17 protein-coding genes are annotated in these 13,411 nt (G+C 63.9%); 8 read left to right on the top strand and 9 right to left on the bottom strand.

The window, feature by feature from the left end; translation table 11 throughout:
• Positions 1–14: 14 nt before the first annotated feature.
• Complete coding sequence (locus B5V02_RS11180; protein ID WP_111544270.1) at positions 15–386, top strand: glyoxalase superfamily protein; 372 nt, start codon at positions 15–17, stop codon at positions 384–386.
• Positions 387–445: 59 nt separating this feature from the next.
• Here the strand turns inward: B5V02_RS11180 and B5V02_RS11185 are convergent, their stop codons facing one another.
• On the bottom strand, positions 446–1,309 hold the full coding sequence (locus B5V02_RS11185; RefSeq protein WP_111544520.1) for a LysR family transcriptional regulator: 864 nt from the start codon (positions 1,307–1,309) through the stop codon (positions 446–448).
• A 200-nt stretch (positions 1,310–1,509) separates the two neighbouring features.
• Between B5V02_RS11185 and B5V02_RS11190 the strand changes: the two genes are divergently transcribed.
• Positions 1,510–2,457, top strand: coding sequence for a DMT family transporter (locus B5V02_RS11190; protein ID WP_111544271.1), 948 nt, complete (start codon positions 1,510–1,512; stop codon positions 2,455–2,457).
• On the opposite strand, the gene B5V02_RS11195 is transcribed toward B5V02_RS11190, so the two are convergent.
• The 3 genes from B5V02_RS11195 to B5V02_RS11205 form a co-directional block, all read right to left on the bottom strand.
• Complete coding sequence (locus B5V02_RS11195; protein ID WP_167458462.1) at positions 2,458–2,829, bottom strand: response regulator; 372 nt, start codon at positions 2,827–2,829, stop codon at positions 2,458–2,460.
• Between the two features lie 74 nt (positions 2,830–2,903).
• Entirely contained in the window at positions 2,904–3,446 is a 543-nt protein-coding gene (hpt, locus tag B5V02_RS11200) for a hypoxanthine phosphoribosyltransferase (protein WP_111544273.1), read from the bottom strand.
• A gap of 25 nt (positions 3,447–3,471) precedes the next feature.
• Complete coding sequence (locus tag B5V02_RS11205; protein ID WP_111544274.1) at positions 3,472–4,116, bottom strand: hypothetical protein; 645 nt, start codon at positions 4,114–4,116, stop codon at positions 3,472–3,474.
• Positions 4,117–4,308: 192 nt separating this feature from the next.
• Between B5V02_RS11205 and ftsE the strand changes: the two genes are divergently transcribed.
• From ftsE to B5V02_RS11220, 3 genes are all read left to right on the top strand, one after another.
• Positions 4,309–4,968, top strand: coding sequence for a cell division ATP-binding protein FtsE (gene ftsE, locus B5V02_RS11210; RefSeq protein ID WP_027023302.1), 660 nt, complete (start codon positions 4,309–4,311; stop codon positions 4,966–4,968).
• Positions 4,961–5,956 (top strand): cell division protein FtsX, encoded by a 996-nt coding sequence (locus B5V02_RS11215; RefSeq protein ID WP_111544275.1) that lies wholly within the window; start codon positions 4,961–4,963, stop codon positions 5,954–5,956. The genes ftsE and B5V02_RS11215 overlap by 8 nt, the downstream gene beginning before the upstream one ends.
• A 132-nt stretch (positions 5,957–6,088) precedes the next feature.
• Positions 6,089–6,814: a YdcF family protein gene (locus tag B5V02_RS11220; RefSeq protein ID WP_111544276.1), complete on the top strand. Its 726-nt coding sequence runs from the start codon at positions 6,089–6,091 to the stop codon at positions 6,812–6,814.
• Positions 6,815–6,818: 4 nt separating this feature from the next.
• On the opposite strand, the gene B5V02_RS11225 is transcribed toward B5V02_RS11220, so the two are convergent.
• Together B5V02_RS11225 and B5V02_RS11230 are read right to left on the bottom strand one after the other, a co-directional pair.
• Positions 6,819–7,451, bottom strand: coding sequence for a pyridoxamine 5'-phosphate oxidase family protein (locus B5V02_RS11225; protein ID WP_111544277.1), 633 nt, complete (start codon positions 7,449–7,451; stop codon positions 6,819–6,821).
• Positions 7,452–7,475: 24 nt separating this feature from the next.
• Positions 7,476–7,946: a nuclear transport factor 2 family protein gene (locus B5V02_RS11230; protein ID WP_111544521.1), complete on the bottom strand. Its 471-nt coding sequence runs from the start codon at positions 7,944–7,946 to the stop codon at positions 7,476–7,478.
• Between the two features lie 122 nt (positions 7,947–8,068).
• Between B5V02_RS11230 and B5V02_RS11235 the strand changes: the two genes are divergently transcribed.
• Both B5V02_RS11235 and B5V02_RS11240 read left to right on the top strand, forming a co-directional pair.
• A complete protein-coding gene (locus tag B5V02_RS11235; protein WP_111544278.1) occupies positions 8,069–8,971 on the top strand; it encodes a LysR family transcriptional regulator in 903 nt (300 codons plus the stop codon).
• A gap of 115 nt (positions 8,972–9,086) precedes the next feature.
• Positions 9,087–9,875, top strand: a complete 789-nt coding sequence (locus B5V02_RS11240; RefSeq protein ID WP_111544279.1) for a lysophospholipid acyltransferase family protein — start codon at positions 9,087–9,089, stop codon at positions 9,873–9,875.
• A gap of 19 nt (positions 9,876–9,894) precedes the next feature.
• On the opposite strand, the gene B5V02_RS11245 is transcribed toward B5V02_RS11240, so the two are convergent.
• From B5V02_RS11245 to B5V02_RS11255, 3 genes are all read right to left on the bottom strand, one after another.
• A complete protein-coding gene (locus B5V02_RS11245; RefSeq protein WP_111544280.1) occupies positions 9,895–10,521 on the bottom strand; it encodes a LysE family translocator in 627 nt (208 codons plus the stop codon).
• Positions 10,522–10,612: 91 nt separating this feature from the next.
• Positions 10,613–11,560, bottom strand: a complete 948-nt coding sequence (locus B5V02_RS11250; RefSeq protein WP_111544281.1) for an aldo/keto reductase — start codon at positions 11,558–11,560, stop codon at positions 10,613–10,615.
• A gap of 120 nt (positions 11,561–11,680) precedes the next feature.
• A complete protein-coding gene (locus B5V02_RS11255) occupies positions 11,681–12,202 on the bottom strand; it encodes a gamma-glutamylcyclotransferase (protein ID WP_111544282.1) in 522 nt (173 codons plus the stop codon).
• A 134-nt stretch (positions 12,203–12,336) separates the two neighbouring features.
• On the opposite strand from B5V02_RS11255, the gene B5V02_RS11260 reads away from it, so the two are divergent.
• Positions 12,337–13,335, top strand: a complete 999-nt coding sequence (locus B5V02_RS11260; RefSeq protein WP_111544283.1) for a DUF2125 domain-containing protein — start codon at positions 12,337–12,339, stop codon at positions 13,333–13,335.
• The last annotated feature ends 76 nt before the right edge of the window (positions 13,336–13,411 follow it).

A 13,411-nucleotide genomic window follows, 5' to 3' on the forward strand; every position in this document is an offset into this window, starting at 1 on the left:
CGAACGGTTGCACCATGCCGAAACTTGGCGCTGTCACGCCCATCCTGCGCATCTTCGACATTGCCAAGGCGCGTGAATTCTATGTCGGCTTCCTCAGCTTCGAGGTGCAATGGGAGCATCGCTTCGACGACAACGCGCCGCTCTACATGGCGGTTGGCCGCGACGGCTGCGTGCTGCATCTCAGCGAACATCACGGCGACGGCGCACCTGGCATTGCCGTGCGCATCAAGGTCGAGGACATCGCAGCATTTCATCGCGAGCTGATCGGCAAAAACTACCGCTTCGCCAGGCCGGGCCTGGAAGAGACACCGTGGAAGTCCCACGAAATATCGGTCGCCGATCCGTTCGGCAACCGGCTGCATTTCTACGAGGAAGCGGCCGCTTAAGTCTTTGTTTTGTGCATGTCGTCATACCAAAACCGCTGCATACTTTTGGGCGACATGCACTAAATCTGCCTGTTGACGAACGCCTCGCGGATTGCCTCCTGCATGCCGTCGATCGCCTCACCGGAGGCATTCGGGTTGCGGTGCATCACCACATTCGAGGAATCGATATCGCCGAACCCGTCCGCGGACGTCAGTTCGCGACAGCCGGCCGGAATGTTGCTGCGTGAGATCGGCGCGATCGCCAGCCCGGAGGTGACGGCGAGCTTCAAGCCGCCAGTGGTGTCGCTCGTATAGGCGACGCGATAGGCAAGACCGCGCTGTTCCAGCGATTTGACGGCGAAGTCCTTGCACCAGCCGGCCCGGTTGTAGAGCGCGATCGGCACCGGCCGCTCCTCGTGCATGTGATGCAGGGTCGATGTCACCCACACCGTCGGATCGTGCATCAGCACTTCGCCGCCGGCAGGATCCTGCCATTCGAAAACCACGCACAGATCGAGTTCGCCGGCGGCGAGCGCCGCCACCTGCGCCCCCGAATGCGCATAGCGCACGGTGACCTCGACCTGCGTGTGGCGCTTCGAAAAAGCGCCGAGCGCGCGCGACAGGATGGCGTGGCCATATTCCTCCGGAATGCCGATGCGCACCGGCCCGCCAAGCGGCGCCGCTGCCATCGACGCCGCCGTCTCGTCGAGCAGCGAAACGATGCGGCGAGCGTTGATGATGAGTTCGCCGCCGCGCCGCGTCAGCGCGACACCGCGCGAACCGCGCTCGAACAGGCTGTCGCCGATCAGGTCCTCGAGCTTCTTCATCTGCATCGACACCGCCGACTGGGTGCGGCCGGCCTGCTCCGCCGCCCTGGTGAAATTGCCGGCTTCGGCAACGGCCACGAAGGTGCGCAGGAGGTCGCTGTCGAGGTTCGGTCGCATGAAATCCGCCATAAGGGAATTTGATTGCTGATATCATTCCAATTCGTTTGCAACATGTCAAACGCCGGACGATAGTCGCCTCTCCCATTGGATATGCGGCTGCGAAATCGGCCGCGGACCAATTCGAAGAGTCCTCACTCATGCCCGCTGCCCGAAACGGTGGCGGGTTCTTTTTCGCTTGCAGGGAGCCCGGACGGCACATGCAGAACCGGATGGTGCTTGGCATCCTGAGCCTGTGCCTGGGCGTGCTGGTTTTTTCGCTGCAGGATCCGCTCGTCAAGGCCGTGTCGAGCGGCTATCCGGTGACCGAGGTGATGGCGATCCGCTCGATCGTCGCCTTGCCGATCCTGATTGCTCTCGTCCACGCCGATGTCGGCTTGCCAGCGATCCTGTCGAAGCGATTCGGCATGCTGACGATGCGCGCCTTCATCCAGTTCACCTCCTATACGGTGTATTATCTGGCCATCGCCGCATTGCCGCTGGCCGACGCCGTGGCGCTCTATTTCATGGCGCCGCTGTTTATCATGGTGCTGGCCGGGCCGTATCTTGGCGAGCGCGTCTCCTGGCAGACGCTGGCGACCGTGCTGATCGGGCTGTTCGGCGTTCTCGTGATGCTGCGCCCCGGCGCCGGGCTGTTCGACTGGGCGGCGCTGCTGTCACTGGGCTCGGCGGCGCTCTACGGCTTTTCGCAGCTGATGGCCCGCAAGATCGGCGATACCGAATCGTCCACCGTCATGGCCTTCTATCAGAACGGCGCCTATCTGGTTGGCGCGGCCGTGGTTGCCGGCACGTTTCACCTGGCCGGCATCACCCACGCCGTCCATCCGAGCCTGGAATTCCTGGTGCGGCCCTGGCTCTCGCCGACGTTGCCCGATTTTCTCAAGATGGCGGCCTGCGGTTTCGTCGCCTCCGCCGGCATGATCCTGCTGTCGCAGGCCTACCGGATGGCACCGGCCAACCGCGTTGCCACCTTCGAATACACCGGCATCCTGTGGTCGCCGCTGTGGGGTTTCCTATTCTTCGCCGAGGTGCCCAGGTCGACGACCGTGATCGGCGCGGCCCTGATCATCGGCGCCGGCCTGCTCGCCCTCAACTCCGAACGCCGCAGGAGCGCTCCGCCCGTGCTCGCTGCAACCGATCCGGCCTGATCAGGCGAAGCAGATCAGCGCCCTTTCGACGCGTGAGCGGATTTCGGCCAACGTAAAGGGTTTCTGCACGACATCGAGGATAACGCCGTTCAATTCCTCGGCGCGCTCGCGCTGGTCGGCGTAGCCGGTCATCAGCATGATCTTCATCGACGGGAAAAGGGCTGCCGCCGCAATCGCCATCTCGATGCCGTCCATCTCCGGCATGCGGATGTCGGAGACGACGAGATCATAGCCGCCACGCGCGGCCTGGATCAGCGAAAGCCCTTGCGCGCCGTCCGCGGCGATATCGATTGTGTGCCCGGCGCGTTCAAGCGCGCGGGCGGCCAGGGTGCGGACGGACTCATCGTCCTCGACGATCAGAAGCTTTGCCATGGTCGGCATATTTGGCTGCGAAAAGTTGACTTTTCCTGAAGGCGCAGGGGCCAACAAGCCTTTTTGGAAGTCGCTCACACGTCGCCTTTGACGACGCCGACAAACGGCAATTCGCGAAACGCATGGGCGACATCCATGCCGTAGCCGACAACGAAATAATCAGGGCAGTCGAAGCCGACATAGTCGGCGTTGAGCGCGGTCTGGCGACGCATGCGCTTGTCGAGCAGCACGGCGATGGCGCAGCTCTTGGCGCCGCGCGACAGCATCAGGTCACGGGTGAAGCTCAGCGTCTTGCCCGATTCGAGAATGTCATCGATCAGCAGCACGTCGCGCCCGGCGACCTCATTGTCGATGTCGCGCAGCACCCTGACCTCGCCGCTGGTGGTGCCGGCGCCATAACTGGAAATGAAGATGAATTCGACCTCCGGCGACAGGCCGACATCATGCATGGCGCGGATGAGATCGGCGGCGAAGATGAACGAGCCCTTCAGCACCGAAATCACCAGCAAATCGTGATAATCGTGGCCGGCGATCTCCTTGGCGAGTTCGAGATTACGCCGTGCGATCGCCGATGCCGAAAACAGGACTTCGATGTCCTTGCCGCGTACGATGGGCATTGGTGGTTCTTCCCTGGTGGATCGCCTACTGCGCGAAAGTGACCGATACGGTCCTTACGCCGTTCATAGGCACGTCGAGCCGGCTGGCAAAGCCGAATCTTTCGCCCGAAGCCAGCGAACGACCGGATGTCCCCAACGTATAGCGGGTCGTGCGCCCGTCATTGCCGGTCACCCGGATTTCGAGCGGCGGCAGCGGCGCCGGTTTCGCTCCATCATTGGCGGCCTCGCCATCGACGAACAGCACTGGGTTCGGCCCAGAGGCATCGACGCGTGACGTGACGCCGGAAATGCTCAGCGCCGACGCCTGCGCGCTGGACAGGAACGGCGCCTGGCGCACCAGCGCATGCCCGCCGGAGACCCAGAAGGCGGCCAACGCGGCGCCAATGCCGGCGATCCAGAAGATCGGCCCGCCGCGCGAGGCCGGCATCCGCTCCGCCGGGGCTTCGGGCTTGCGCAGCATGTCCATGCCCTCGATAGACGGCGTGACGATTGCACGCGGCAGCGGCGAAACGCGTTCTGCGGCAGGAACAAGGCGCGGCATCACCACATAGTCTGCATCGACGATATCGGCCGCTGGCGCGCGCATGAACCGGTCCGCTGCGGCAATTGCCGCCGGATCGGTCATGATTTCGCCGGAAACCGGGCGCGCGGTTCGATCCTCAGCCATCATGGCCCCAGCATTGCAGCACGTGTTCGCTTTTCGTTTCTTTTTCGTAAACACAAATGGTTAACGCTTCCCCACCGGAGCCCTCGTGAAGAGCCGAAAGAGCCCAGCAATTAACCGCCGGTTAACCATGCCGGCCGATGGTCTTTTCCCAGAACAGGCTGGCTCGCTGCCGCCGCGAATTTCAGGTCGTCGAAATTGATTCGCTTCGAAAATGTCGGCCTCCGCTATGGCATGGGTCCGGAAATCCTCCGCGACATTTCCCTGCACATCCCGGAGCGCTCCTTCCAGTTCCTGAGCGGGCCTTCGGGCGCCGGCAAGACGACGTTGCTGCGCCTGCTGTTCATGTCGCTGAAACCGACGCGCGGGCTGATCACCATCTTCGGCAAGGACCGTTCGCGCATCTCGCGCGCCGAACTGCCGCATCTGAGGCGCCGCATCGGCGTGGTGTTCCAGGATTTTCGCTTGCTCGACCATATGACCACCTACGAGAACGTGGCCTTGCCGCTGCGCGTGCGCGGGCGCGAGGAGGCGAGCTACCGCACCGATGTCACCGAGCTGTTGAAATGGGTCGGGCTGGGCGAGCGCATGCATGTGCTGCCGCCGGTGCTGTCGGGCGGCGAGAAGCAGCGCGCCGCGATCGCCCGTGCGTTGATCGAGCAGCCGGAAATCCTGCTGGCCGACGAGCCGACCGGCAATGTCGATCCACCACTGGCGCGACGCCTGCTGCGGCTGTTCATCGAACTCAACCGACTGGGCACCGCCGTGGTGATCGCGACCCACGACCTTGGCCTGATGGAACAGGTCGACGCGCGCCGCATGATCCTGGCCGGCGGAAGGCTGGACATCTATGACTGAGCTGTCCGCCGAACATCTTGAACACCAGGGGCAGGACGCCGAGGCGGCCGAGGCAAGGCCGCGTGCCCAGCGCAGGATGGCGCCGATCGTGCCGGCGCAGAACATTGCCGGCCGGGCACTGGTGCTGGTCATCGCCATCATGACCTTCCTGTCCTGCCTGACCTTCGGCGCGGTGACGCTGGTGCGTGACACCGCCTCGGTCTGGGAGAACCAGATCTCACGCGAGGCGACGATCCAGATCAAGCCTGTCGACGGCCTCGACATGGAGGCCGCCCTTGCCCAGGCCTCGCAGATGGCCAGCGAGTTCCCCGGCGTGAAGGCGACCCGGATCATCGATCGCGAGGCGACCGCAAGGCTCTTGGAGCCGTGGCTGGGTTCCGGCCTCAACATCGACGAGCTGCCCGTGCCGCGCCTGATCATCGTCACCATCGACGAGAACAGCCCGCCCGATTTCGCCGCCATGCGCGCCGCGATCACGCCGAAATTGCCGAGCGCATCGCTCGACGATCACCGCACCTGGGTCGACCGGCTGGTGGCCATGGCCCGCACGACGGTGACCATCGGCATCGCCGTGCTGGCGCTGATGCTGTCGGCGACCGTGCTGACCGTGGTGTTCGCGACGCGTGGTGCCATGGCTGGCAATGGCCACATCATCGAGGTGCTGCATTTCGTCGGCGCCGAGGCGCGCTTCATCGCGCGCGAATTCCGCCGGCATTTCCTGGTCACCGGCATGAAGGGTGCTGCCGCCGGCGGAGCCGCGGCAGTGCTCGTGTTCATCGTCTTTTCCTGGTGGTCGTCGCGCAACATGGCGACGCCGCAGGCCGACCAGGCGACCGCGCTGTTCGGCAATTTCGCCATCGGTTCGGCGGGCTATCTCGGTGTCGTGCTGATGGTGCTGGTGATCGGCGGACTGACGGCGGCAACCTCGCACGCCACCGTCGTCGCCTATCTCAGCGACATCGAGGTCCGCCAGCCGGATGCCGGCTAATCAACATCGCTTAGAGGCAGAGACCAGTTCGGGCAATGACATCGGTAAAGACAGGGTGATCACGGATGGAGAATTGGCGTAACGCAAAGTGCGTCTTTCAACTACCCAAAGCCGCATTTCAGGATTAACCATATGGCGATGGACGCGCGGGAATCGACCGGAACGGCTGGGCAGATGCCAGTGGTGGTTGCCCGTTCGCTCGGCCATGGCAAGCTCAGCCGCCTGAAAGCTGCGCTGCGCGTGTCCGCTCTCTCTCTGCTCATACTCGCAACATTGTTTGCTGGCGGCTTTGGCTGGTTCGCCAACAAGGTCAGCCATCTGACGACGCCCGCCGATCCGGCCAAGGCCGACGCGATCATCGTTTTGACCGGCGGCCAGTCCCGCCTTGACGCCGCGATGGATCTGCTGGCGTCCGGCAAGGGCGAGCGGCTGTTGATCAGCGGCGTGCATCCTTCCGCCAGCCGTCGCCAGTTGCAAGCGGCAATCGGTGGCGACAAGCGCTTGTTCTCTTGCTGCGTCGACATCGACCGCGCCGCGCTGGACACTGTCGGCAATGCCGAGGAGAGCGCCAAATGGGTGGAGAGCCATGCCTACGGCACGGTGATCCTCGTCACCAACAACTATCATATGCCGCGCAGCCTGTTGGAAATGGGCCGGCTGCTGCATGGCGCCAAGCTCGAGCCCTATCCGGTGGTCAACACCAACCTCGACAATGGCAGCTGGCTGACCAAGCCGCGGGCATTGCGCGTGCTGTTCACCGAATACAACAAATATCTGCTGGCGCTGGCGCGCGGCATCGTGCCGATGAAGCCGACATCAGACGGCATCGCGCTGGCCGAAACCGCGGCCGGCGGCTGAACCATCATCCCCCGGCGGCAGCGCCTGAAATCCCTTTGAGGCGCGCGATCTCCTGTTCAAGGCGCTCGATACGCCTGTCCCGTTCACCGAGCGCCGCTGCCACGTCAGCCGCCTCGAACCGCTGCGGGATATGTTGCGGGCAGTTGGAGTCCCAGGCCGAGACCGTGAACAGGATGACCTGCTCGGGGCGGGCCTTGTAGTCCTGCGGCATAAGCCTTGCCATCAGCTCGGCATCGTTCTCGACGACGCGGGCCGTGCCCCAGATCTTGATGCGCTGTCGGTGGGCATAGTCGATCAGGAACAGGAATGCCTGCGGATTGTCGGCCAGATTGCCCTGCGTGATGAACTGCCTGTTGCCGGAGAAATCCGCGAAGCCGATCGTGTGTTGATCCAGCACCTTGAGAAAGCCGGCGGGTCCACCGCGATGCTGGATGTAAGGCTGGCCATCGCCATTGGCCGTCGACAGGAAGACGCTGGTCTGCATCTCGATGAAGGCGGCAAGGTCGGGCGTGATATCAGCTTGCCAGCCGCCACGCTCCTCGACGCGGGCATAGGACTGGCGTGACCCCTTGCGGGCCTGGATCGCCTTGACGGTCGGCGTGAAGGCGACGTCGCTGGTGAAAGCGTGAGCATTCATTAAAGCCTCCTTGCCCGGACAATCCTAAAGCCCAAGCTCCGACAATGACGGGTGGTCGTCCGGGCGCCGGCCGAGCGGCCAGTGATATTTGCGATCGGCCGCGCCGATCGGCAGGTCGTTGATGCTGGCGATGCGCAGGCGCATCAGCCCGTGTTCGTCGAATTCCCAGTTTTCGTTGCCATAGCTGCGGAACCATGAGCCGCTGTCGTCGTGCCATTCATAGGCGAAGCGCACGGCAATGCGGTTGCCGTGGAAGGCCCAGACCTCCTTGATCAGCCGGTAGTCGAGCTCGCGGCTCCACTTGCGCGTCAGGAAAGCCTGGATGGCATCACGGCCTTGCAGGAACTCGGCGCGGTTGCGCCAGCGGCTATCCGTTGTGTAGGCAAGCGCGACCCGGGCCGGATCGCGCGAATTCCAGGCATCCTCGGCCATGCGCGCCTTCTGCGCGGCAGTCTCGGCTGTGAATGGCGGCAGCGGTGGGCGGCTTTCAGACATGGTAACTCCTTGCTCGTCGAGGCCATGCTGCAGACAGGCCAAGAATCCCCATATAAAGCCTTCCATCCTTCAAATGCAGATGACATATTCGCAATCCGTCCTTCCATTTTCTGGAAGAAGCTATGGATCGTCTCGAAGCCATGTCGCTCTTTGTCGCCGCGGTGGAGGCAGGCAGCCTTTCCGCCGCGGCCCGCCGTTTCGGCATTCCGCTGGCCACGGTCAGCCGCAAGGTTTCCGATCTCGAACGACATCTGAACACACGCCTGTTGAACCGTTCGACGCGCCGGCTGACGCCGACGGATGCCGGCCAGGCCTATCTTGCCGCCTGCCGCCGCATCCTCGACGACGTCGGCGAAGCCGAACGCACGGCAGCCGGCGAGTACAGCGCGCCGACTGGCGAACTGGCCATCACCGCCCCGGTCGTCTTTGGTCGCCTGCACGTGCTGCCGGTCGTCACCGGCTTTCTCGCGGCCTATCCCGACGTGAACATCCGCCTGACGCTCGCAGATCGCATAACCCAGCTGGTCGAGGACCATTTCGATCTCGCCATTCGCATCGGCCAGTTGCCCGATTCGAGCCTGGTCGCCATTGCTGTTGGCTCGATCCGCCGCGTCGCTTGTGCGAGCCCGGCCTATCTGGCCGAACATGGCACGCCGATGACCCCGCAGGATCTGGAAACACACAGTTGCATCACGTTCGAGCGACTTGCTTCCGCCGCCACCTGGAGCTTCACCCAGGACAGGATGGAAGTCCCGGTTCAGGTCCGCTCGCGGCTTCAGGTCAACACCGCCGAGGCGGCCATCGATGCGGCGATTGCCGGCGTCGGGCTGACAAAAGTGCTTTCCTATCAGATCGAAGCCGCACTGCGGTCAGGCACGCTGCGCATCCTGCTTCAGGAGTTCGAGCCTGAACCATGGCCGGTAAGCCTGGTGCATGCCGGCCACGGCCTGCTGCCAGTCAAGTTGCGCGCATTTCTCGATTTCGCGGCGCCGCGTCTGAAGGAGCGTCTGGCGCGATTGATGTAGCTGAACCGGACCGATCGACGATCGTTCTTCTTCGCCGGTCAGAGCGGCTTGCGGCCATTTCCTTTTTCCCCGCGCTTGGTGTAACCAACGCACACCTCCTCACCGGGCCTCCCCCATGCTCTATGTCCGATCGCTGGCGTTCAATTTCGTCTTCTACGTCAATCTGATCGTCCAGATGATCCTCTGGACCCCCTATTATTTCCTGTCGCCTCGCCACCGCGCCTGGTTCGTGCCGAAGTTCTGGTCGCGCACCTCGATGTGGCTCTATGACAAGATCGCCGGCACCAGCAACGACATCACCGGCCAGGAAAACCTGCCGGAAGGCTCCTTCATCCTGGCGCCCAAGCACCAGTCGTTCTGGGACGCGATCGCCTTCTTCCCCTTCCTCCAGGACCCGCTCTATATCCTCAAGCGCGAGCTGACCTGGATCCCGTTCTTCGGCTGGTACATCATGAAGATGCGCATGATCCCGGTCGACCGCGGCAGCCGCTCCAAGGCGCTGAAGGCAGTGGTCGCCGCGACCAGGCAGGAAATGGCGCGCAACCCACGCCAGCTGATCATTTATCCGGAGGGGACGCGCCGCGCGCCGGGCGACGAGCCGGCCTACAAATACGGCATCGTCGAAATCTATTCGCAGCTTGGCGTTCCAGTGGTGCCGGTCGCCCATGTCGCCGGTCTCTACTGGCCCCGCCGCAAATTCCTGCGCTACCCCGGCACGATCAAGGCCCGGTTCCTGCCGCCGATCCCGCCCGGCTTGAGCAAGGAGGAATTCATGGAGCGGCTGATCGGTGAAACCGAGGCTGCCTGTGACCAGCTCCTCATCGAGGCATCCCGCGCGCCCAACCCGCCGGCCTTTCCGCCGACGGCAATGAAGCGGTTGCGGGAACTCGGCGCGAAAGCCTGAAAGGCTCCTGACCCGACACTCAGCCGAACACGGCCAGCGCGGTGGTCAACACCAGCGTCGCGGCAAAGACCAGATTGATGATCCGCGAGGCCGCGGGCTGGCGCAGGAAGCGGGCGAACGCTGCGCCTGCGACAAGCCACAGAGCGTGGATGGCGACGATCATCAGCGCGAGAACGGTGAGCTTGAGCCATAGGCCGATATCGCGGGCGCCTTGGCTCGACGAGGCGCCGGCGAACACCGCGGCGATCGCCACATAGGCTTTTGGGTTGGCGACAGCCAGCAGAAACCCGGCCAGCCATGTCGGGCGCGAAGCCTCGGCCACGCGCGCCGCCAACGGCGGGGCCGCGGCGATCTTGAACGCGAGATAGAGGATGTAGGCGGCGGAGGCGAAAGCCAGCAGCGGCGCCAGCCTCGGCATCGACGTGAGCACCGCCATGACCCCGGTCGCCACAACCAGCAGCACGGCGATCGTACCCAGGACGATCCCGCAGGTATAGCGCAGCGAGTGGCGCATCCCGAAGGCGGCTCCGACGGCGGTGACGCTTATCGTTGCCGGCCCCGGGCTGCCCATGACGACGGCGGCGGCAAGCAGCAGCGCGAGCAGCTGGTGCCAAAAATCCTGCTGCGAAAGAAGCGGTTCGGCCATCTCACCCTCTGCCTTGCTCCGTGCGACGGACGGTATGGCAAGACAAGCGGGTGGTCTTGGACGTTCGTGCGTGCAGCGGCTGCCGGAAGGTTCAGCCGCTCGCTCTGTCGAGCTCGGCCATGTCGTCGGCGGTCAATTTCAGCGATGCCGCCTTGATCAGGCTGTCCATCTGCTCAGGCTTGGTGGCACTGGCGATCGGCGCGGTGACGCCTGGCCGCGCGATAACCCAGGCAAGCGCAACCTCCGCCTGCTTGGCCGAATGCCTGGCCGACACCGCATCGAGCGCCGCGAGGATGCGCGTGCCGCGCGCGTTGAGGTAGTCTTTCACCCCGCCGCCACGCGGGCTTTGGCCAAGATCGGCCTCGCCGCGGTATTTGCCGCTGAGGAAGCCCTTGGCCAGGCTGAAATAGGTGATGACGCCTATATCCTCGGCCACGCACAGATCGCGCAACGGCCCGTCGAAGGAGGAGCGATCGTAGAGATTGTATTCCGGCTGCAGCACCTCGTAACGCGGCAGGCTGCGCAGGCTTGCCACATCGAGTGCGGCGCGCAACTGGCCGGCGTCGAGGTTCGAGCAGCCGGCATAGCGTATCTTGCCCTTGGCGAGCAGCTTCTCGTAAGCGCCAAGGGTTTCCTCATAGGGCGTGGTCGGATCCGGCCAGTGCGACAGATAGAGGTCGATGACGTCCGTCTGCAGCCGCTTCAGCGACGCGTCGACGGCCTTTTCGATATAGGCCGCGGACAGGTCCTTGTGGCCCTGCCCCATATCCGAACCGACCTTGGTGACCACCACGACGTGATCGCGATTGCCACGGTCCTTCATCCACTTGCCGATGATGGTTTCCGATTCGCCGCCCTTGTGGCCGGGCACCCAGCGCGAATAGGCGTCCGCGGTATCGACGGCGTTGAGACCGGCCCCGACGAAGCGGTCGAGCAGGTCGAACGAGGTCTTCTCGTCAGCGGTCCAGCCGAAGACATTGCCACCCAGAACCAGCGGCGCGATGGAAAGGTCGGTGCGACCGAGACGGCGTTTCTGCAAGGCGTATCTCCGGGATATTGGGGGCGGGCGAATGCAGCCCTGGCTGAGGCTCGGAACCTAACCTAGGTCTTGCCTCATCGAGGTCAAAGGCCTGGCCGCTTTTTCCGCAGAGCCAGCGCTTCACAAAGGCGCGACCAGGCGCGCCACACCCTCCAGCCAATGGTCGCTTATCCCCAGCGCTTCAAGGTGTTCCAGCGTGCTGATCACATAGTCCTCATTGTTGCCGGACTGGCCGACCGCGCCACGCACCACCGCCGCTGCATCCGCCGCGTCGAGCGCGCCGGCATATTGCTCATGTTGGCGGTCGACGATGTAGGCCACCGCCTCGACCGTGCCGCCGCCGTCGAGGCGAACCTTGAGCGTGCGTTCGAGATAGACGTTGGTGACCAGTTCGCGCTCGCGCAGATAGGCAATGACCTCGTCGCGCAATTCGCCGGGCACGCGGAACGCCAGGCCGACGCAGGAGCCGCCACGGTCGAGACCGAGCACCAGCCCCGGCCGCTGACGCGTGCCGCGATGCACGAAGGAGTAGACGCACAGCGAGCGCCGGTAGCCGTGCAGGCGGGCACGTTGCGTTTCGACATGCGCGAAACCCGGCCGCCAGATCAGCGACCCATAGCCAAACACCCAAAAATCGCCCATATCGCCGCGCCTGATTGCAAAAGAGTGGCAGCACCGCACCGGAATCGGTGTTTTTTCCGTCCGCCTCTGTCTACCTATCGTTGTCGGAATCGCGAGTCCGCCTACAACACCCATGCGTTAACGAGAGCCAAAGCATGACGTCAAGTGACGAACGCCAACCGAAGCGCCGACGCCGCCTGTTGTGGCTTGCCGCGTTCATCGTCGTGTTGTTCGCCATCTACAGCACTGGCTGGTTCTATCTGGCTGACCGGGTCAGAAGCGAAGCCGACAAGGCGGTTGCCACGCTCAACAAGAGTGGCGTCCAGGCCGGCTGCGCCAATCTCCAGGTCAGCGGCTATCCCCTGAGCTTTGCCATCTCCTGTGACAATCTCGCTTATGAGGACGATGCCAAGAACGTCGCGGCCTCGGCCGGCAGCTTCAATGCCGTCGCCCAGATCACCCAGCCTCTGTCGCCGGTTGCCGATCTGCGCGGTCCGCTCAGGACCTCCGTTCCGGGCATGGTGCCGCTGTGGATCGACTGGGACAATCTGCAGGCCAACGTCAAACTGTCATGGCCGCTACCACGGCGGATTTCGCTGCAGGCCGAGGGCCTCTCCGGCCAGACTGATCCGGCCGACGACACCGATCCGGTCGAACTGTTCAGCGCCGGCAAGGCGGACGGCCAATTGCAGCCGAACGGTAGGGATATCGACTATCTCGGCAACTTCAGCGATCTCGAGATCGATTCCGACGCGATCGGCGGGCGCGTGCTGCCGGCGCTCGATGCCAGCGGCGACGTGACGCTGAAGAACGGAGTGGCGCTGATCGGCACGCAAATGAAGAGCCTGCGCGGCCAGGCGATCGAGATCCGCAACCTCGACCTGTCGTCGGGCACGGCGCGCGTCACCGTTTCCGGACCGCTGTCGGTCGATGCCGAAGGCCTGATCGACGCCGACCTGATGATCAAGCTGAAGGACCCGAAGGCCGTGGCGGCCATCCTCGGCGGTGCCATCCCCGAGCAGAAAAGCCAGATCGAGCAGGGCTTTGCTGCCTTGGCGCTGCTCGGCAACGAACCGTCGATGCCGCTCAAGGTGGTCAAGGGCAAGGCCTCGCTCGGCTTCATCCCGCTGGGCAAGATCAAGCCGTTGGAATAAGTGCATGTCGCCCAAAGGTGCGCAGCGGTTTTGGGACAACGACATGCATCAGGCAAAGACTTGAAGTGCGCCGCAT

It is taken from the genome of Mesorhizobium kowhaii (genome assembly GCF_003253745.1).
Lineage (GTDB): Bacteria > Pseudomonadota > Alphaproteobacteria > Rhizobiales > Rhizobiaceae > Mesorhizobium > Mesorhizobium kowhaii.